At 45.6% G+C, this 22,196-nt stretch carries 11 protein-coding genes and 2 pseudogenes; 9 read left to right on the top strand and 4 right to left on the bottom strand.

Annotation, left to right across the window (positions count from 1 at the left end; all coding sequences use genetic code 11):
• From HMPREF9446_RS12055 to HMPREF9446_RS12020, 8 genes are all read left to right on the top strand, one after another.
• On the top strand, positions 1–1,947 hold a 1,947-nt coding region (locus HMPREF9446_RS12055; RefSeq protein WP_039969347.1), incomplete at its 5' end, for a DUF4962 domain-containing protein.
• 53 nt (positions 1,948–2,000) lie between these two features.
• A complete protein-coding gene (locus tag HMPREF9446_RS12050) occupies positions 2,001–4,499 on the top strand; it encodes a DUF4962 domain-containing protein (protein ID WP_039969364.1) in 2,499 nt (832 codons plus the stop codon).
• Between the two features lie 68 nt (positions 4,500–4,567).
• On the top strand, positions 4,568–7,669 hold the full coding sequence (locus tag HMPREF9446_RS12045; RefSeq protein ID WP_039969343.1) for a SusC/RagA family TonB-linked outer membrane protein: 3,102 nt from the start codon (positions 4,568–4,570) through the stop codon (positions 7,667–7,669).
• Positions 7,670–7,684: 15 nt separating this feature from the next.
• Positions 7,685–9,367, top strand: coding sequence for a RagB/SusD family nutrient uptake outer membrane protein (locus tag HMPREF9446_RS12040; RefSeq protein WP_009125942.1), 1,683 nt, complete (start codon positions 7,685–7,687; stop codon positions 9,365–9,367).
• A 24-nt stretch (positions 9,368–9,391) separates the two neighbouring features.
• The gene (locus HMPREF9446_RS12035; RefSeq protein WP_009125941.1) at positions 9,392–9,991 is read left to right on the top strand and encodes a hypothetical protein; all 600 of its coding nucleotides are present in this window, start codon (positions 9,392–9,394) and stop codon (positions 9,989–9,991) included.
• A gap of 282 nt (positions 9,992–10,273) precedes the next feature.
• Positions 10,274–12,310 (top strand): heparin-sulfate lyase HepC, encoded by a 2,037-nt coding sequence (gene hepC / locus HMPREF9446_RS12030; RefSeq protein ID WP_009125940.1) that lies wholly within the window; start codon positions 10,274–10,276, stop codon positions 12,308–12,310.
• A gap of 185 nt (positions 12,311–12,495) precedes the next feature.
• Positions 12,496–13,749 carry a DUF4995 domain-containing protein gene (locus tag HMPREF9446_RS12025; RefSeq protein ID WP_039969355.1) on the top strand — a complete coding sequence of 418 codons (1,254 nt, stop codon included), beginning with the start codon at positions 12,496–12,498 and terminating at the stop codon, positions 13,747–13,749.
• Positions 13,750–13,835: 86 nt separating this feature from the next.
• A complete protein-coding gene (locus HMPREF9446_RS12020; protein ID WP_148345803.1) occupies positions 13,836–14,804 on the top strand; it encodes an ROK family protein in 969 nt (322 codons plus the stop codon).
• Between the two features lie 311 nt (positions 14,805–15,115).
• Here the strand turns inward: HMPREF9446_RS12020 and HMPREF9446_RS19180 are convergent.
• The 4 genes and pseudogenes from HMPREF9446_RS19180 to HMPREF9446_RS12005 all read right to left on the bottom strand — a co-directional run.
• A pseudogene (locus HMPREF9446_RS19180) lies at positions 15,116–15,488 on the bottom strand (transposase); the annotation flags it as partial.
• 178 nt (positions 15,489–15,666) lie between these two features.
• On the bottom strand, positions 15,667–16,521 hold the full coding sequence (locus tag HMPREF9446_RS12015; RefSeq protein WP_039969352.1) for a discoidin domain-containing protein: 855 nt from the start codon (positions 16,519–16,521) through the stop codon (positions 15,667–15,669).
• A 19-nt stretch (positions 16,522–16,540) separates the two neighbouring features.
• Positions 16,541–18,463, bottom strand: a complete 1,923-nt coding sequence (locus tag HMPREF9446_RS12010) for a RagB/SusD family nutrient uptake outer membrane protein (RefSeq protein ID WP_009125934.1) — start codon at positions 18,461–18,463, stop codon at positions 16,541–16,543.
• A gap of 20 nt (positions 18,464–18,483) precedes the next feature.
• A complete protein-coding gene (locus HMPREF9446_RS12005; protein ID WP_009125933.1) occupies positions 18,484–21,633 on the bottom strand; it encodes a SusC/RagA family TonB-linked outer membrane protein in 3,150 nt (1,049 codons plus the stop codon).
• Positions 21,634–22,020: 387 nt separating this feature from the next.
• Here HMPREF9446_RS12005 and HMPREF9446_RS19175 point away from each other — a divergent pair.
• Positions 22,021–22,196 (top strand): annotated as a pseudogene (locus HMPREF9446_RS19175) (ROK family protein); the annotation flags it as partial.

The following is a 22,196-nucleotide window of genomic DNA, read 5'->3' as shown; positions in this document are numbered from 1 at the left end:
ACTAATGATACCAAGCCCTACAGCCGGATTACCCGCATAGCGGAAGATTGTGACAAGCTGAATACAGCCTACCAATTGCTGCAACGTGATCTCTATGCCGAGAAAATGGTAAAGAACGTGCGTTGCCTGCTGGCAGCAAAGACCGATTCCAAGGTCATTGCCAACGACTTCAATGCCGGAGAACTGGTCTATACCCTGGCATGCACGTATGAGACTTGTTTCAACCGCTTCACTCCCGAAGAGCGGAAACAGATGGAAACCATCATCATGAATACGCTGACCCAATATTATACTTCACGCATATTGGGACGTGAAGAAAACATGTTTTTCGATGAACATTTCTGGCAATTCTCTTTCCGCCATTTCCTGCAAGGCGCCCTGGTGCTGCATGACAAATATCCTTTGGCCAAAGAATATCTGGAATACAGCTATGAACTCTGGACTTCCCGTGCTCCCGCCTCCGGTTTCAACCGGGACGGCTCATGGCACAACGGTCCCAACTACTTCAGCGCCAACGCCGTCAGCCTAGCTTATGTGGCCACGCTCTTCAGCTATCTGACGGGAACAGACTTCTTACAACACCCATGGTACAAGAATGCCGGTCTGGGTGTGGCCTATTGCTGGCAACCGGGCTCACTGAGCAGCGGCTTCGGCGACGGACACGAAAACACCAACAGCAAGCCTCTGCGCATCCGCAGCGCCTTTGCCGATTTTCTGGCACGCAATACGGGAGATATATATGCCACTTGGTATTCTTCTATCAACGAACGGTACAAAACCGAATTTGAAACACGCCTATACCGCATGGCAAGCGGCAAACAGCGTCCGGTCCAGCCCCAATTGCCCGCCAATGCCCCCAAAGCCGTATGGTTCCAGGATTGCGGTGAAATGATAGCCAACACGGATCTCCACCACCAGAAGAAAAACATCAGTCTGAGTTTTCACTCCAGTCCTTTCGGTTCGGGCAATCATACTCACTCCAATCAAAACGCATTCAACCTGCACTATGGCGGTGAGGCGGTTTATCGTGCAGTAGGCCATTACATGAAGTACGACGATCCGCACAACCTGTTGTCCTACCGCAACACCCGTGCATACAATACCTTATTGATAAACGGCATCGGACAGCCGTTTACCCAACGCGCCAACGGTTATATCGTGCGCATGTTCAACGGCGACCACATCTCATACGCATTGGGTGATGCCTCCAATGCCTACTGCGGCATCAGCGAAATCAACTATTGGAAACGCGCCTTCGCCAAGCACAAGCTGGAACAGTCGCCCGAGAATGGTTTCGGGGAAACACCGCTGAAGAAATATCGCCGGCACATATTCTTGTTACACCCCAACACCGTGGTTATTTATGATGAACTGGAAGCGGAGAAAGCTGTACGTTGGGACTGGCTACTGCACAGCCCTACCCGGTTTAATATTGATGAGGCGACCTCCACTTTGGTTACGGAAAACGACAGGAAGCGTTTCAAGTCCATAGCCAGAATCTTCAGCGAACAAGCATGCAGCATCAGCCAGACAGACCGGTATGCCGTAGAGCCGGACCAGACAAGAGCCGAACGCGGTGAAGACTTTACAAAGCCATGGTCACTGACGGCAAGCTTCGGCCCCACCAAGGCAAACCGCATATTAACCGTCATCCAGATAGAAGCCGACGGAATGCAGGCGGTCGAAATCACCCGTACGGGCAACCATCTGGAATGCGGTGACTGGACGATTGAAGCGGAACTGAACCCGAAACGTCCGGCAAGCCTGTCCATCCGGAACCGTAAAAACCAGGCCGCATTCAGCTTCGGCAAAAAGGAAACGACGATAAACGGCCGGAGCTACCAATGCCGGAAAGCGGATGCCTCCGTTATTTACGATGCCATGGACGGAACTTGGAAAACCGAAGAAATGAGCGACCGGAAAATACAGAGTATGGGCAGATGGTAAATCCTGAACATACTTATACACCAATAGTAATCATAAAAAGAAGAATAGAGGATATGAAAAAGTTATTAACCGTCCTGCTGGTATGCTGCCTGACTTTAATCCGGTCGGCATACGCAAGCTGTCCCGGACAGATTCACGAAAACGTACGGGAAACGCCGTTTCCGCAAAAGCACAACACTTTATACATAAACCCTTCTCCGCTGTTAGTGCCGTTGGAAATGAAACAGTCGGACTATTTACAGTTTAACCTGTCGCAAGACAAACGATTTGAAAGCGCAGGCAGTATCTTGTCCGAAAAGACCCCTTGGTGCATGTTCAACCCGCACAGAATACTGGAAAACGGTACGTGGTACTGGCGCGTACGCTCAATCAGCCGGTCGGGAGAGGCAATGCCCTGGAGCGAGACTTATACTTTCACGGTGACGGAGGATGTCCCTGAATTTGTCACACCGACGTTCGATGTTTTCCTAAACAACATCCCCAAAGAGCACGCGCGCATCTATTGCTTCCTCCGTGACTCACTGGACAATGCCCGCAAAGCCATGCGTCAGCATCCCGACTTCGAGCCTATGATCGCCGAATCGCGCGAAGCATTGGCCATGGATTATCGCACAGACCGGAATCCTTACAGCAAAGTGAGCCTGATGTACACCCACACGGACTATCTGAACACTGCCTATACCATGTTCCAACGGAATGTCTATGCAGAAAAAATGGTGCAGAACGTCAGATGCCTCTTGACAGCGGAGATAGATCAAAAAGTAATCGGCAATGACTTCAAGGCGGGAGAACTGGCTTATCTGCTGGCTTGCACCTACGAGACTTGTTACGAACGGTTCACCGAAAGAGAACGCATACAAATCGAAGAAATCATACTGACTGTCCTCAACCGTTACCTCCCGCATATCATCAATAAGGAAGAGGTACATATTTTCGACAACCACTTCTGGCAGTTCACATTCCGCCATCTCTTACAAGCCTCCATAGCCATCTACGACAAATATCCGCAAGCCAGGGAATATCTGGAATACAGCTACGAGCTTTGGACGGCACGTGCTCCGGCATCGGGCTTCAACCGTGACGGCAACTGGCACAACGGTACCGCTTATTTCAGCGCCAATGCCATATCCCTGTTCTACGTGCCCACCCTGTTTTCCTATCTCACAGGAACGGACTTCATGCAGCACCCGTGGTACAAGAACGCGGGAATAGGACTGGCTTACACCTGGCAGCCGGGGTCACTCAGTGCCGGCTTCGGTGACGGACACGAACAGATGAATCCGAAACCTCTGCGCATACGCAGCGCCTTTGCCGACCTCATGGCACGGACCACCGGTGATCCATACGCAGCCTGGTACTCTTCCATAAACGACCGGTACAAAGACGAATCCGAAACCCGTCTCTACCGGTTGGCAAGCGGCAAGAAACGTCCGGAAGCAACCGGACTGCCGGCAGACGCTCCGAAAGCCGTATGGTTCAAGGATAGCGGGGAAATGATTGCCAACTCGAACTTGAAGGACGGCAAACGGAACCTCAGCCTGAGTTTCCATTCCAGCCCCTACGGATCGGGAAGCCACACCCATTCCAACCAGAACGCCTTCAACCTGCACTATGGAGGAAAGGCCATTTACCGTGCCGTGGGACATTATATGAACTTCAAAGATGCGCACAACCTGCTGGATTATCGTAACACCCGCGGTCAGAACACCCTGTTGGTAAACGGTATCGGGCAACCTTTCAGCATCCGTGCGTACGGTTATATCACACGCATGTTCAACGGTGAGCATATCTCCTACGCTTTGGGCGATGCTTCGAACGCTTACTGCGGTATCAGCGAATACCCCATGTGGATAAATAACTTTAAAAGCGAACAACTTGAACAGTCCGTAGAAAACGGCTTCGGTTCCACCCCGTTAAAGAAATACCGCCGCCACATCTTCCTGTTGCATCCGGATAAAGTAGTCGTTTACGATGAACTGGAAGCCGACAAGGCAGTCCGGTGGGACTGGCTGCTGCATAGTCCGGTGAAATTCTCCATCGACGAAACGACCCGCACTCTCGTTACCAGAAACACGGAGGACAACTTCAGTTCCGTAGCGCAGCTTTTCAGCGAGCAGGCATGCAGTATTTCGCAAACAGACCGGTACAACGCCGAACCCAACGAAAAGATTGCCGTACGAGGAGAGGACTTCAGCCGCCCCTGGTCGCTGACCGCCAGCTTCGCTCCCTGCAAGAAGACCCGCATACTGACCATCATCCAAGTGGAAGCCGACGGAAAACAAGCGGTGGAAATCATCCGTACAGGCAACAGCTTTCAATGCGGTGACTGGACCATCGAGGCGGAACTGGACGCCAAACGCCCCACCGCTCTTTACATCCGGAACATCCGGAACCGGGCGACTTTCAGCCTTGGAAAGAAGAATCCGGAAATGAACGGCAAGATTTATCAGTGCCGGAAAGCGGACGCTTCCGTACTGTACGACCGGATAGACGGCGAATGGAAAACACAGGAAATGGACGACCGGGAAATGCAGATTACCGGTAAAAAGTAAAAATTACCGGCCAATAGAATGAAACTAATTTTTTATTATCATATTTTTAACCTCTTAAAAAAATTATTATGACTGGAAAAACATCTCAAAGGAGTTACCTATCGCTCCTATTGGTTTGTTGCATGCTATGTCTCAGCAATTTGGGAATAGTGGCACAAAACACTTCCTGCAAAGGAAAGGTGATTGACGCAACCACCAATGAACCTCTGATTGGAGTTTCCATCCAGGAAAAAGGAACAACCAACGGCGTTATTACGGATATTGACGGCAACTTCAATATCCAGGCAAGTACGGAAGCTGTTCTCGTCTTCTCGTATATCGGTTATACCACCGTTGAAAAGAAAGCCGCGGAATGCAATGGAATCACTATTAAACTTGCCGAGGACTCAGAAATGCTACAAGAAGTGGTGGTAGTGGGTTACGGTGTTCAAAAGAAAGTGAACATGTCCGGTTCCGTATCGGCCATTGACGGTGAGCAAATCGCGGCCAAGCCCTCTACCGACGTAATGTCGGCTCTACAAGGCGAGATGCCGGGTGTAACCATTACACGCAGCAGCGGACAACCGGGATCGGAATCCGGATTGCAGATACGTGGTTTCTCTTCTGTCAACTCTACCCAGACTTTGGTACTGATTGATGGTGTGGAAGGTAGCTTATCGCAAGTGAATGCCGAAGATATCGCATCCATCTCTGTTTTGAAAGATGCAGCTTCTTGCGCTATCTATGGTGCACGTGCGGCAGCGGGTGTCGTATTGGTCACTACCAAAAATGGTACGGAAGGCAAAGCCAAAGTTTCATACAACGGATATGTTTCATTCAATGTTCCCGGTAATATGCCGGAACGTATCCCTGCCTGGGAGGAACAAGAATTCATCAATAACTCCCGCCTGGCTATCGGTGGTCCCGAATGGAATGCGGAGAAATCTTCTTGGGTGGGAAACCCGAACTTCAACTACCGTCCGTTGAAAAACGGCCGCTGGGATTTGTTCGACAGCGTAGATTGGTTGGGCGAAGGCACCAAGAACTTTACCTTGCAACACAACCATGCAGTATCCGTAAGCGGTGGAACCGAGAAGATGAACTACCTGTTCTCTGCCAACTATTTTTACAAGAACGGTCTGCTAAAGTATGGTCCCGATGATTTTGACCGCTACAACCTCTTGGCAAAAGTAAATGCCAAGATCAATAAGTACGTGGATTTGAATCTCAATATCCAGTATCAATCCAACAATCAGTCAGAGAGTTCCTACGGCTCCAAGAATATCTTCCAACTCCTGTATGAAAACCGTGGACGCCAGCCCATCATGCAGCCCGAAGCTGAAAACTATGACAACCCCTACAATGGCGACTTGCAGCTGAATCCCATCGACCTGATGGAAAACGGAGGTGAGAAAAACGTGAAAAAAGAATCATACATCGGTAAAGCACAGTTGACCATCAAAGATTTCATCAAAAACCTGCGTATCAATTTAAGTGCTTCCCGCAGAACCGGATATGCCTCACAAGAGAAGAATATGCGTACACTGACTTGGTACAAATGGACAGGAGATGTACAACGCACCGCCAACCCCGCCAATTCTCTGTTTAAAGAAAAATACTCTGACTTCCACGATGTATTGGAGGCCACAGCCAACTATACTTTCAGCCTTCAGGAAGCCCATAACTTCAATGTACTGGCCGGTACTTCTTACGAGAACTATCGTCTGGATAAAATTGGAGGAACTGCCAAGAATATGTTGTCCAATGACTTCTTCTCATTCAACTACTACGACAGTGCCACTGCAACCAACAGCGAATTGAGCGATGAAATCGGTACCTGGGCCATGATGTCTTATTTCGGCCGTTTGAATTATAACTACCAGGAAAGATACCTGTTCGAAGCCAATGTACGTTACGACGGCAGCTCACGCCTTGCTCCCTCCAAACGTTGGAGAGCCTTTCCTTCGGTATCGGCAGCATGGCGCATTAGCGAAGAAAAGTGGTTCAATCTAGGTTGGGTAAGCAGTTTGAAATTACGCGCTTCCTGGGGACAATTAGGTAACGGGGCCGTATTAGGCATGTATGATTACCTCCCTCTGATAGACTATAAAGATAAAAACAATAAAATCCCTGAAACCTATCAAGGCGAGAAATGGTTCTATCAGAAAAGCCTCGCCTCGGAAGACAAAACATGGGAAATCATCGAGACGACCAACGTAGGTGTAGATTTCGGGTTCCTGAACAATCGCCTGACCGGTAGCTTTGAATACTACTGGAAATACAACAACGAGATGCTTTCCGCCCTTCAGTTGCCTTCACAAATCGGCATCAATGTTCCCAATATGAATATCGGTAAACTGAAAACATGGGGATGGGACTTCAATATCAACTGGAGAGACCAAATCAAAGACTTCAGCTATCAGGTAGGCTTCAACATCTCGGACAGCAAAAATGAATTGTTGCAATATGACGGAGCCAGTGTAATAAGCGAAGGTGTCGTCAAATTATTGGAAGGACATCCCATCAACACTATCTGGGGATATGAGACTGACGGTTTCTGGTCAAGCCGCGAGGAATATATCCAGTATAAAAAAGAAAATCCCGGTTACGTATCCTTCAATGACAATATCATCAGTGGCGGAGACGTAAAATACGTGGCACAAGGCAAGGCCGACCATGTTATCGGTAAAGATGATCTGGTTTGCCTGGGTAATACGACTCCCCGCTATCTATACGGTATCAGCTTATCTGCCCAATGGAAAGGGTTTGATCTCGCAGTCATGTTTCAAGGTGTAGGCAAACGTGACGTAATGCTGAACGGTTCCATGTTCCCGCTGTTTAAAGCAGAACAGATGCCTTGGACTATCCACCGGGACTATTGGACCGAAGACAACCAAGATGCGTTCTGGCCCCGTTTGTATCAATACAAAAGTGACAAGTTCAATAGCAGACCGGCAGACAGATGGATGCAGGATGCCTCCTACTTCCGTCTGAAGAATCTGACTTTGGGTTATACCATACCCGTAGCCAAGAAGTATATGGAGAAATTGAGAGTTTACATCACAGGACAGGACTTGTTCGAATTCACCGACATATTGTCTGTAATGGATCCTGAAGCCGAAAATGATGCGACCAGAGCACTCTACCCCTTCTTCCGCAGCTGGACTGTCGGATTAAATGTTACATTCTAAAAAGAAATAAAGACCATGATAAAAAAAATATATTCCCTGCTTGTTTGCGTAATACTCGTAAGCAGTTGCTCGTTAGACAAAGAGCCGGAAACAATCCTGAGTGACCCTAAATTCTGGAAAACAGAAAAGGACTTGAGAGGTGCCTGCAACCGAATGTATGTTGAACTTCCCGGCTTTCTTGACGGAAGAGGACATGACATGCGTTCGGAAGAGTTAGTAGGAACGACTCCAGACCCCATATCATCCGGCAGCCGCAATGTGCCCGAAGAGGCAACAGAATGGACCGGTGCGTACAATAGAATCGGTGTCTGCAACAATATCATCATTAAAGGAGAGACAGCTCCCATCACACAGGCTGCCAAAAACCGATGGATAGCAGAAGCCCGTTTTTTCCGTGCCTTCCACTATTTCGACCTGGTAAAAAAATATGGGGATGTGCCTTTGATTCTGAAAGTTTTCACAAATACCACCGACCCCGAAATCACCAAGGGAAGAGATTCCAGAGAAACTGTAATACAACAGTGCTACCAGGATCTGGAGTTTGCCTCTACCTGGTTGCCTGAAATAGACGAACTTTCTGATGCTTCCAACTGGGGACGCGTGTCACGTTCGGCAGCATTGGCCCTGATTACCCGTATCGGTTTGTACGAAGGATCTTACATCAAGTATCACAACTTGCAGGAAGGTGACAGTAAAAGCCACTTGAAGAAAGCGATTGATGCAGCGGAAACCATGATTTATACCGAAAAGAAACATGAACTTTACAATGATTATCAGAAACTGTTCTACTTTGAAGGAGAAGGACGGCAGAACAAGGAAAATGTTTTCGTAAAAATCTATGGTCCCAATGGTGCTTCCAACGCAATCGCTTATCATAACCAATCGGCAAGCAAGGCTACTCAAGTAAGCCTTACTCGCCAAATAATCGACAATTATCTATATACAGATGGTTTGCCAAGGGAAAAATCAGCACATTATATCGTTGATGTAAAACACGATGATATCTTCCTGAACCGTGACCCCCGCATGAAGATGAGCATTTTCAGCTACAAGGAAGTGGCATTCAAAGGGGCTGAATACCGTCCGTTCGACCAAACAAACCACAGCGGCCGGGGATATCCTATCAAAAAAGGATATATGAACAGCGAATTCGACACCAACGGAAAAGAGACTGTGGACAAGATGATCATACGATATGCCGAGGTATTGCTCTCTTACGCCGAAGCCCTTTATGAGTATAACGGTGAAATCAGTGACACAAAGCTGAACGAGACGGTGAACCTCGTCCGCAAGCGTGCCGGCTTCAATGCCGAACTGACCAATCAGTTTGTGCAAGACCACCAGTTGGACATGCTTGAAGAAATACGCAGGGAACGTATTGTAGAATTCATTGACGAAGACATGCACTACGACGACATCATACGTTGGAAAACCGCTGAAAAAGTATTGCCGCAAGCCATGTTGGGCATCTTGTTCAACCCGGAAGAAAGTACCAAGACCGCCAAAGAACTGGGATATCAGTTTACGGATGAAAACGGTTTCTACAAAGGAGAAAAACTGTATGACCAACCCAACATCTATGTAGTAGAAAACGCTTCCGGACGCAGTTTCGACCCGGCACGTGATTATCTTTATCCGGTTCCTTCCTATGAAATCTCAACCTCCGGAGGAAACATCAAACAAAACCCTAAATGGTAATAATCAATAAACGGAAAAAACAATATGAAAACAATACTCAATAAACTCACACTGATCTGCATCCTTACCATAGGATGCCTGTTTACCGGATGCAGCAACGACCATGACGAATGGAAAGACGGTGATCCCGCCCTGGCCCATGTCTATTATTACTGCTTTGAAAAATGGGGAGGCATTCCCGGTGGAAACGATGTCAGCTACTTTATGAAACAAGGCGAGACCATTGGAATCCCTACCCAATTCTACAGTAATTATACACGCAAATACAGCCCTGTAGTATATTACTATACCGCTCCGAGACTCCCTAAAAAGGACGAAGTACTTACGGAAGATGATATTCTGGTATGCGGTACCGATTACGTTGTAGTAGATAAGGATGGAAACGAACTGACACCCGACGCCTCGGGAGCTTATGAAATGACATGGCCCAACGCCCAGAAAGGTGTCCAGAACATCTATATCAAAAGCTTGAATGGCAAGAAAGGCTCTTTCCGCGTATTGACTTTCTCTCCGGACAAGAAGATGGATGTGACGGATGTCAGCACTACCTCCATCGTCAAGACCGATGAATATGAGGTCCGTGCCATCTCAGAGAACTATTTTGTGACGGTAGTTATCCAATAGACACTCCACACACCGGACATTGCCTCTCCAATGTCCGGTACATTCTCTATCCGCAACCTTTGAACATGTATTCAAGCTGCTTGAATACATGTTCAAAAGCTGCGAATATATATTCACAGGCTGCGAACAGAGATCATATACTGAAAGAAGGAACTTTTCTCCTTAGTGAAAGAGACTTTTCACGTAAGAGAACACAAGTTTGCAACGCCTATACATAGAACCCGTATTCTATCACCAACTTGTCCATTCAATACAAAAACTATGATTCATAATACATCACTCATGACACATCTGTTACATAAAGGAAAACAAACGGGCATCATCTGCCTGCTGCTGTTTATCGTCTTTCCTTTTCCCTCTGAAGCCAAATCTCCCGCAAACGGAGTATTCTCACTACTCAACCTTGATTATCCCGGTTTGGAAAAGGTCAAGTCACTTCATGAAGCCAGCAGAGACCATGAAGCCGCCCAAGCGCTGTTGGAATATTATCAAGGAAGAACCGGAATAAAAAATGCCAATCTGGACTTGGAACACTTGAGCATCAGCGCCAGAGAACAGAAATGGGCGGATGAGGCACTGGAGCATACCTTCTACGTACATGACGGCTATCAACCGGCATTCAACTACGGAAAAGACATCAACTGGCAATATTGGCCTGTGAAAGACAATGAATTACGCTGGCAACTCCACCGGCATAAATGGTTCACCCCTATGGGAAAGGCTTATCGTCTGACCAAAAACGAGAAGTACGCCAAAGAATGGGCCTATCAATATATGGACTGGATAAAGAAAAATCCGTTGATCTCCATTAATCAAGAAGAATATGAACTGACCCGTACCGGGAAAGTAGAGGAAAATATCGAGAATGTGCGCTTTGCATGGAGACCTCTGGAGACAAGCCACAGGCTGCAAGACCAAATCAACCAGTTCGCTCTGTTTCTCGGATCGCCCTACTTTACCGCTGATTTTCTGACAGAATTCCTGGTGAACTACCACAGGCATGCCACACATATACAGAACAACTATTCCGCCCAAGGCAACCATTTATTGTTTGAAGCGCAACGCATGCTTTATGCAGGAACTTTTTTCCCCGAATTTAAAGAAGCGGCAGCCTGGAGAAAGAGCGGCATCGACATCTTGAACCGGGAAATCCAAGTACAGGTTTATCCGGACGGCGGGCATTTTGAACTTGACCCGCACTACCACCTTGCCTGCATCAACATATTCTGCAAAGCTTTACGCATGGCAGACATCAACGGATTCCGTAATGAATTTCCACAATCCTACATAGACACGATAGAGAATATGATCGTGTTCTATATGAATGTCTGTTACCCGGATTACAGCAACCCGTGCTTCAGTGACGCTAAAAAAGGCAATCCCAAAGATGAGCAACAGAATTACCGCGAATGGCATCTGCTGTTTCCCGACAATCAGCAAATTCTTTATTTCGCAACCAACGGACAATCGGGCAAAGCTCCCGGCAATCTTTCTAAAGGGCATCTGAAAACAGGCTTTTTCACATTCCGCAACGGATGGCAGCAGGATGCCACAGTAATGGTGATGAAAGCCGGACCGAAAGGAGAATGGCACTGCCAACCCGACAACGGTACCTTTGAACTTTGGTTCAACGGAAAAAACTTATTTCCGGATAGCGGTTCCTACGTTTATGCAGGAGGCAATGAAGTGATGAAACTCCGTAACTGGTTTCGGCAGACAGCCGTGCACAACACCTTGACGCTAGACAACAAGAACTTAGAAACAACCGAATCCGTAACCAGACTATGGAAACCGGAAGGCAAGGTGCAAATAGCGGTCACTGAAAATCCCGGCTACAAAAACCTGAAGCACCGCCGTTCCATATTCTTTGTTGACCGAAAATACTTTGTCATCGTCGATGAAGCCATCGGCAGCGCCACCGGAAATATAAACCTGCATTATCAATTATGCGACGGAAAAGTCGAGATTGATACAGAGCACTTATCCGTGACCACTGACTTTGAAGGTTACAGCCAAGTGAAGCTACAGTGTTTTGCCGACAAGGGAACAAGCTTGAAGGAAGAGGAAGGATGGTACTCTACAGCCTATCGCCAACGGACCAAACGCACTGCCCTCTCTTTCAACACGGAGAAGAAAGAAAAGGAAACCGTACGTTTTATCACCGTCATATACCCCGTGAAAGAGAAAAAGGATTTTCCAGACATTACAGCCAGCTTCAACAGCATCAATCAAGAGCAAAACACGATGGAAATAGAGGTCACCGTCAACGGGAAGAAACAATCGCTGAAATATCAGTTACAGCCTGGCAATATAAACTGATTTCATGCCTTTTTATCAAAATAGAACCGTTTCAAATGAATTTTAGACAAAAGTGACAGAGGTTTGGACTTTACTGAGGTTTCTTTCAACAAGCTTGCATCGTGCATTCCTTGAATTGCCTTATTTTTGTCCACAACAGAAATCCCCTCAAGAACTAATTTATCAAACCATAATTTATAATGAACATGAAAAAGAACATCATCCTTACCGCAGCTCTTACCATGAGCTTAGTAGCGTGCCAAAGCAACCAGCAGGAAACATGGACGGACCATGCCTTGAATGTGGCTTCAGAGCAGCTCAAAATGACCGCCGAGGAACTGACCGGTACCCATATGATACCCCGTTCCATATATGCAGGTTATGATTTGAACTTCCTTGACAGCCAGCTGCAACGTGAAGACAAGTCATACATTGACTCTTTACGTCCCAATCCGTCCGCCCAGAAACTGAAACAGAAGTACATCTGCGGCATTGAAGACTGGACCAGCGGATTCTTCCCCGGAAGCCTTTGGTATGCCTACGAAATGACCGGTGATGAAGAGTTGAAAGCCCGTGCCATCCAATATACCAATATGCTGAATCCGATACGGCACTTGAAGAATACGCATGATGTAGGCTTTATGATAAACTGCAGCTACGGAAATGCGCTTCGTCTCTCTCCCAACGACACCATCAAGGCTGTAATCACAGAGACAGCCGATAACCTGATAGCACGTTTCAATCCACAAATCGGATGTATCCGTTCCTGGGACTTCGGTAAATGGAACTTCCCCGTCATCATTGACAATATGATGAATCTGGATTTGTTGTTCACCGCCAGCAAACTGTCCGGCGATTCCAAGTATTATGAGGTTGCCGTGAAACATGCGCAGACCACCCTGAAAAACCATTTCCGTCCGGATTACACCTCTTATCATGTAGTCAGCTATAACAACGATGGAACCGTAGAAAAAAGACAGACCCACCAAGGAAAGAATGACGAATCCGCCTGGTCACGCGGACAGGCATGGGGAGTTTACGGATATACCTCCTGTTACCGTGAAACCAAAGACACTACTTTCCTGCAAGAAGCCACGCATATAGCCGACATGATTATGCAGCGCGTAAAGACAGACGACTGCATTCCTTATTGGGATTTAGATGCACCGGCAGGAAAAGACACTCCGAGAGATGCCTCAGCAGCTGCCGTCACAGCTTCAGCCTTACTTGAACTCAGCACGTTCGTACCGGATGGAAAGAAATACTTCGACTATGCCGAAACCATTCTGAAAAATCTTTCGAGCGACCACTATCTGGCAGCCAAAGGAAGCAACCAAGGGTTTGTACTGATGCACTCCACCGGTTCACTGCCCCATGGCTCGGAAATAGACGTCCCATTGAACTACGCAGACTATTATTACCTCGAAGCTTTGCAGAGATATCAAAACTTAACCAAATAATCAGATCGTTTTTAGCTGAGAATCCGTCACCGATGTATTGCATGCGGAAGTGACGGATTTTTTATTTATCAAGAAGTATATTTATGATACAGAAAAGACATGCGATAGGCATTGATTTAGGAGGCACTTCCATTAAGTTCGGTTTGATTGACTCAGACGGTCAATTTTTATATGAGGGAAAAGTGCCGTCCTATGCCGATATTTCAGCAGAAAAAATCATCAATCAGTTGATTCAAGTGGCAAAGGAAACCCAATCCTTTGCCGACAAGCACCGGTTACCAGTAACAGGCATCGGCATCGGTACTCCGGGCATAACAGATACTACCGGCCGCATGGTACTTGGGGGAGCCGAGAACCTCCAGGGGTGGCAGAAACTGGCTCTTGCCGAAATCATGGAAAAAGCGACCGGCCTTCCTGTCACACTGAACAATGATGCCAACGCTATGGGATTGGGAGAACTTGCCTACGGTGCCGGAAAGGGTTGTACAGACATTGTCTTCCTGACAGTGGGAACCGGGATTGGCGGAGCAATTGTCATTGACGGAAAATTGTTCAGCGGTTATGCCAATCGGGGGACGGAGCTGGGACATGTACCCTTGATAGCTATCGGTGAACGGTGTGCATGCGGAGCGACCGGCTGCCTGGAACATTATGCCTCAACCGCTGCTTTGGTAAGGCGCTTCACGGCATTGGCCAATGAACAGGGATTAGATTTCCACGCTGAAATAAATGGGGAATTGATTGTCCGTTTGTATCATGAATCATTTCCATTGGCCATCAAATGCATGAACGAGCACTTCTACTACTTAGGGAGAGGCATTGCAGGATTTATAAATATCTTCAGTCCCCAACGTGTCGTTATTGGCGGTGGACTGTCCGAAGCCGGTGATTTCTATCTGGAAAAGGTCAGTAATGTAGCTTTTGAACATGCTTTGGATACTTGTGCCCCAAATACTCAAATCATAAAAGCCTGCTTAGGAAATAAAGCCGGAACAATAGGGGCAGCGTCTTTAGTTTTCCAGTCACTACCCTCCCCCCATCACAATGTAACCTGAAGTTATATTTCGCGTACGGACATAAAAAAAGGAGTACCGCTGTACTCCAACCTTTGTTAACCTTAAATCTAATACTATGAAAAACACATTGCAAAGATACGGACTTCCGATATATCTGCAAATTATCCAAGAAAAAAAGTATGTTTTATAACACAGATTAAGAAAAAGGATGGATATGCAAATACGAGGGCACTGAAAAAAGGTGTTTTTTTTAACAACCAATCCTTTTTATTAGAAATTCCCGGAAAAAATTGTATGTCGAATGATACATTTCATTCACATACAATTTTTTCTTATATTAAGGGTAATAACTTAACAATTTGGTTTATGCAAGCCGTATCTTTCAGACGGAACTTGCGAAATTTACATAAATAACCGGCGTCTATCACATACTCTTCCGGTACTATTCCTGAAAATTTTAAAGGACATGCCATAGCCTAAACGTTCAACCACATCAATATCAGACAAGTCATAAATGGTTTTTAAAAGGAGGTACTTGAACATACGGATAGGACTTTCGGCAGTACACCCATTGTTCGAACAATATTGGGAAACGAGCTCATTATAAACAAAGGAAAAGTCTATCAGCGAGTTGAGACGTCGAAGTAGGTTATCCTGAGAAATGATCAAATTATAAAGATTTGAATAATCACTAAAAGCCAAATGTTCTTGGAGGACTGACACTGCGGTATTCTTTTGGCCACTCTAAGATACCAAAAAACGGTATAAATCCGTATTATCTTGGATTTATACCGTCATTTTTAAAGTAGAAAAGATACAGGAGGACTTTTTCAATGCCCTCGACTCCCTCAAGCCCTCTTCTCTACACTATCAAGATTTAAATTAGGTTAAAAGACTGTGCTTATAACTCTGTATCAGGAGCTTCCGGATCTTCAATAGTAACCGAATAGAACTTGAATATGGACATAGTCCAGAATACGGACTTTGAATTAGTTTCGTTAACTACAATACGTATCTGCTTAAACGGTTGTTCCACATTAAACACTTCCGAGGCATAGGTTCCATCACCGGCAATGCCGTCAGCTTCTTTAGTGAAGTTTTTTATCAAGAACCAACTCTTGCCATCCATACTACCCATCAAATCGAAATCCGTGGGTCTATCTTTGGCATTACGCGGTGCGTACTCAAATCTATAAGCTTCCGTAATTTCTTTCTTCAGGTTTACTTGCAACCAGTGCGGTCCCGGAATTCCTACACTCCATGCCGTATGGAAGAATGTACTTGTATTTCCATCCAGCAAGTTGGCGATAGGACCTTCGCTGGGTTCCTGCGCATTTGTAGAAAGATCAGCAGCAGTCAACGCAATCTGTGTACTGACATAGGTCGGCTCCGCCGGCTCTGAAACCATTGAAATCTTTTGCACGGCACTCCTGTCGCCTGTAGGACTGACACTCTGCACCATAAAACTATATTCACCGTATTTGGCGCGGGTATCCGGAATTTCGATACTGTTCGCATAGACACTTGCAGTACGCATTACATCCTTTTTCAACAATGGATCATAATACTTCACCTCAATGTAGCGGATATTTGCCTCCTCAGGAGTATTCCAACTCAATGCAATACATCCAGGAGTACTTTCGGCTGTCAACCCCGTGACTTCACCTGGAGTGATACCGCTTTCGTCATCGCAACCGGTGAACAAGGCACCCCCAAACAGGAGTAATCCTACAAAATATTTAACTGTATTCTTCATTTTCATACTGTTTTATTTATTAATAACCAGGATTTTGAACCAGATTCAGATTTCTGTTGACATCAGTCAACGGAACAGGCATCAAGTATTGAGTCGGACTCTCGAACTTGCGTTCAAAAGTAACTTCTAGTGCCTGTGCAAAATCATCAATGTTCGTACCCAAAATATTCATACCTTTTGCTTTTACACCAAAATAGCGCTCCGCATCCTTCCAACGACGCAAATCCCAGAAAGTATGATTCTCTAAGTAGAATTCAACGGTACGTTCTTGGCGCACAATCTCACGCATCTTATTCTGGTCCAGTGTAGCAATACCGTTCCAGGAAGTTTCCACGTCAGGTATGCCGGCACGTTTACGGACCTCGTTCAAATACTTCTTGGCATTGGGCAAATCATTGCATTCCACACAAGCCTCGGCATATCCCAGATAAAGTTCGGCCAGACGGATTACCGGCCACGGATAGAATGGAGGATAGTACAAGGAAGTACGTACATTATATCCGGGCACCACGCCTTTTTTGTTCAGATATCCGGTAGGAGAATAGTTGTTTGTGCGCAATGTACTTCCTTCCGGCTGGCGTGAAACATTGCCGCCAATCACGAAATCACAAACCAGTTTACCTTGATGGACAGACAAATTATATTTCTGATAGCTTTCATCGCTATCATAGGCACCGTTACCGTCCGTAGCACTCATAATTTCATAGAAACCTCCCTGAAAAGCTACCCAAGCGTAGAAACGAGGTTCACGGTCAAGGTTGAATCGGATGGTCTGTGCTTCTGGATCACCGATACCTGCATTTTCCTCACCTATAGCAGTTGGTTCATAGATGCCGTTACCTTTCGGGAAATCCGGATCCACATCAATCGGCAATCCGTTCTTGGTATAGAAACGCTTCAGCATGGTAAGTGTCGGAGCAACACCATTATATGCAGAACCATTGCAGAAAGGCAAAGACTTGTTCTGTACACTGTAAGCTCCTTCCGAACGGCAATCAGCCCAAATCACCTCATTATTGGCAGGTTCAATTATCGTATAACGCAACGTATGTTGCACTGGATCCACAGGCTCAATGTTATCATAACCATCCAGCATATAATCCGTTTTCTTGTAGAGTCCATATCCGGCAGCTTCTGCCATGCGGATAGCTTCTTCGTATGCGCTCTTGGCTTTCTGCCACTTACCGGCATCGTATGTGAGAGACATCAGCGCATTACCGTTCTTGTCTTTGAAATCAGCATAGAATTCACTGTTTCCATTGAACAAAGGAGATGCCGCATAAAGCAACATTCTGGCTTTGATGGATTTAGCGGCCACATTAGTAGCCAAGCCGTAATGTTCATTGACGCGAGTAGCGGGTAAACCTTCGGCCGCTTCATCCAACATCTGACATACATAGTCCACGCACTCGTCATAGGGGGAACGGGCTGCATATTGGTCGGCAGGAGTAATCAGCGAAGGCTCTTCCTTTACCAAAATCACCGGACCATAGCTGCGCACCAACAGGAAGTGATAGTAACCTATCAGGAACTTGGCCTGCGCAATGTAATCCGCCTTGACGGATGCTTCCAATGCAGGCACCTTATCAATATTATTCAACAGGATGTAACACTGTTTGATGCCTTGGAATAAAGAGTTCCAGTATGAAATAACCGGATTGGAAGCGGAATAATTCCCTTTCGGGAAAGAAGCGAATCTTTCATGTTCAAATGCCGTCACCACCTCATCGGCGGTAAAAAGGTCGAGAGATTCGGTACCATTCCTCGGATTGGGGATATACGCATAGCAAGAATAGATGAAGCGCCGAGCTGCTTCCTTATCTTCGAACGCATCTTTTTCTGTCGCTTTTTCATCGGGAACCACATCCAAGTAATCGCAAGAAGAGAAAACGCCCAACAGCGAACACGCCATTACGATGAATATTTTATAGAAGTTTTTCATATCTGTTCATTTTTATCAGGTTATTTAAATGACAATTGGAAACCAACGTTGAAAGTACGCTGTGTAGGATAGCTTAAGCCTTTACCTCCACCCATTTCCGGGTCCCAAAGTTTAAACGGAGAGAAAGTCAGCAAGTTGATGCCACTGACGTAGAATCTGGCTTTCTTATAGGTATAGCCGATTTCTGCATTTTTCAGTTTCAAAAAAGCACCGTTGCGCAACCAATAATCGGATGACTGCATGTTGTGATTGTTGTCGTTCTTGGTCAGACGCGGATAACCGGCATTAGGATTCTGGTTGGTCTCGGACCAATAATCGTCGGCAATCCAAGACAGTACATTACGGTTATACTGCGTTCCGAAAGGGGCGAAACCGGACATCATCAGTGAAGTATTCGCTACTCCCTGGAAGAAGAAGGAGAAGTCCCAATTTTTATAGGAAATAGAGGGACCGAAACCGTAAACGATTTCTGGTACTGTGGGATATCCCATAGCTACACGGTCATCGCTGGTGATTTTTCCATCGTACTTGCCGTCTTTGTCAGGTTGATCCACATACTTGATGTCTCCTGGCGCAATGGCGATATTACCTAAGGTAGAAGTGGGGTTGTTGGCAATATCGGCTTTGTCTATATATAATCCGTTAGATATATAGCCATAAATCGTATTCAGTTTCTTGCCGATGTTTGAAAGAGCGGAACGTACACCCGGAGCTTCGTCATACTCCAGAATCTTGTTATGAGCATACGTAAACGTACCCTTGAACTGAATGGAAAGATCCTTGTTTATCTGCTTGCCATAATCTATCGACAAGTCAAAACCACTGTTCTTCACTTTGGCCAGGTTACCGTAAACGGCTGTGCCTGCCGTACCCAGATAATTGGGAATGGAGTGGCGTTGCTGAAAGATGTCGCGGCGAATTTCACGGAATACATCCATATTGATATTTAAAGAATTGAACAGTTGCATATCAAATCCCACATTCAGTTTCTCGCCCACTTCCCACGTCAGGTCATTGTTCTGATAGCGCGTATATACGGGACCATTCAAGGTAGCCTGCTGCTTGTCACCGGTAGTAAAACCTAAATTATCGCTCTGCAAAGTGATGTCCGACATATAAATGAAACGGATAATATTATTGTTGGAATCCAGCAATTGGTCATTACCTACCAGACCGTAGGAAGCACGGAGTTTCAAATTAGAAATCACATCCTTCACCGGCTCAAAGAAAGCCTCCTGACTAACGTTCCATCCCACAGCCACTGACGGGAAAAATCCCCACTTATGCCCTTTAGCAAAGTTTTCGGAACCGTTGTAACCGGCATTCACTTCCATCAGGTAGCGCCCGGCATAGTCGTACGACAATCGACCGGCAAAACCCATCTTACGACGAGGAAGAGAGGCCACCAAATCACCAGGTGCGTTATTGTCATATTGGTCGATGTTCCACAGCACCATTCCACTGACATTATGATTGCCGAATCCCTGGTTATAATCCAGATATGACTGGAAATAAATGCGACGGTCTCCGGCAACTGCCGATTCAGTACTCAAGATCGGTTTGGTAGGATTGGACGAACCGAACGGAGAAATTGTCATGTTGTAGGTGCCATCCGTATTCAGTTCATATCCGGTCAATGTGTAACGGTTGATACCTTGGCTACGCTTAGTAATGGTCTTGTTAAAATTTTTAAAAGAAAAGAGGGCTTTGAAGCGAAGTCCTTTCAACAGAAAGTCCAGTTTCTGTTCAAAGTCAATGTTTGCCATTACCGTACTTTCAAAGATATCTTGATAACCGTTGGTCAAGCTCGCCATGGGGTTCACGGCTCCCTGATCGTTACCTCCGGAGTAAGCTCCCCAATATACCCAGTTGTTCACGCCGTCCGCCGGGTAGGCAATGGGGAAATCCACCGGATTGGAATTCATCACGGCTGAATACAAGTCGCCCATAGAGGTATTCGGTTGCCTCAAGTCGTTCAACTGCACGTTCAAGTGCAAGGAGATAGTAGAACTCTTGGTCATGTGGAAGTCAATATTGTTCTGGAAAGTATATTTCATCAAATCAATATTGTTCTTGTAAGAGAAATACTTGGAAGCTTCGTTTTTCAGCATACCCGTTTCATGATTGACGCCCACATTCATGAAATATGTGATTTTTTTCGTACCACCTCGGATATTGAAGTTTGCCTTTTGGTTGAAAGCCAGATCATTGAAGAGTGATCCATACCAATCCACATTCGGCCAGATATAAGGATTCACACCATTGCGTGTATTGTTAATCTGTTCTTGGGTGTACAGGATGTTTCCGGTCTGTTCGCTGGTTACCGCTTCGTTATAAAGTTCCATGTAGCGGTATCCATCTACAAAACTTGGTACTTTAGTCGGAGTAGTGATATTTGTTTCCACACGTACACCGATAATGGGTTTTTCTGAATCGGCACCGCTTTTGGTGGTGACAATCATTACACCGTTTGCTCCACGCGTACCATACATCGCTGTTGCCGTAGCGTCTTTCAAGATGGAAAAACCTTCAATGATTTCGGGGTCAAGGGCATTGAGGTCAGTAGAACTAACTTCTACGCCGTCCAGAATGATTAAAGGTGAAGTCATACCGCTCAAAGTAGAGATACCACGGATATAGAAATCAGATCCGTTACTACCCGGCTGTCCGCTACGCTGATAAGCGATTACACCAGAGAGACGTCCGGCAAAAGAGTTGGACAAATTAGACGACGGTACTTTCAAGTCAGTAGGACGTACTGTCTGTATGGAACCTACCACACTTTCTTTTTTCTGTCCCGTACCAAAAGCTGTTATCACTACTTCGTCCAATACCTCACTGTCTTCCTCCAATGTAATTCTGAGAGAAGTCTGATTTCTTACTTTGATTTCTTGCGTGATGAAACCAATGAATGAAACCACCAGAACATCTTTAGGAGAAACATTGACGGCAAATTTGCCATCCACATCGGTAATAGTCCCTTGATTGGATTTACCTTTTACCTGAACGGTTGCACCGATTACCGGTTCTCCTGTCTCATCTACCACAGTACCCTGTATCTTGCCGGTTTGCTGCACAATGGCCGATTCATTTACAACAGGTACTTCTACTGCTTGTAGCCCAAGAAAACATCCTCCTAAAAGAGCTACCAATAGTACTTTCTTTTTCATAATACTTTTACTTCAAGGTTTTACTTTTAAATGTCTTGCTAAAACTGTTTTACTTTTTACTTGTTAAATCAAAATAGTGTTCTCATTTTTTATCTAATTATTGTTAATAAAAAGGTTTTAATTAAATCAATTATGTATTTTAAGTTCTGGGAGAACTTACTTTCTATACCTGTTAAACATATAAAGGACAAGAGTCTTTGAGCGGTATTTCAAAATAGTAGTTAGTTATTTATGTTTTTGCATTTAATTATATTACGAGAGTTTTTTCGTAAAAAATGGCTGTATTTATTAATATTTTAAAAATAAAGCTTATATTTGCATCAGTTTTTTCCATGTTGGAATACATTGAAAGAACTTTACCAAGTTCTCCCAGAACTTTGACAACTAGAGCACTTCTACTACTTAGGGAGAGGCATTGCAGGATTTATAAATATCTTCAGTCCCCAACGTGTCGTTATTGGCGGTGGACTCTGTCCAAAGCCGATGATTTCTATCTGGAAAAGGTCAGTGATGTAGCTTTTGAACATGTTTTGGATACTTGTGCCCCAAATACTCAAATCATA

The sequence above is a fragment of the Bacteroides fluxus YIT 12057 genome (assembly GCF_000195635.1).
GTDB lineage: Bacteria > Bacteroidota > Bacteroidia > Bacteroidales > Bacteroidaceae > Bacteroides > Bacteroides fluxus.
Note: the sequence above shows the minus strand (reverse complement) of the source record. Positions and strands in the feature narration are given on the sequence as shown.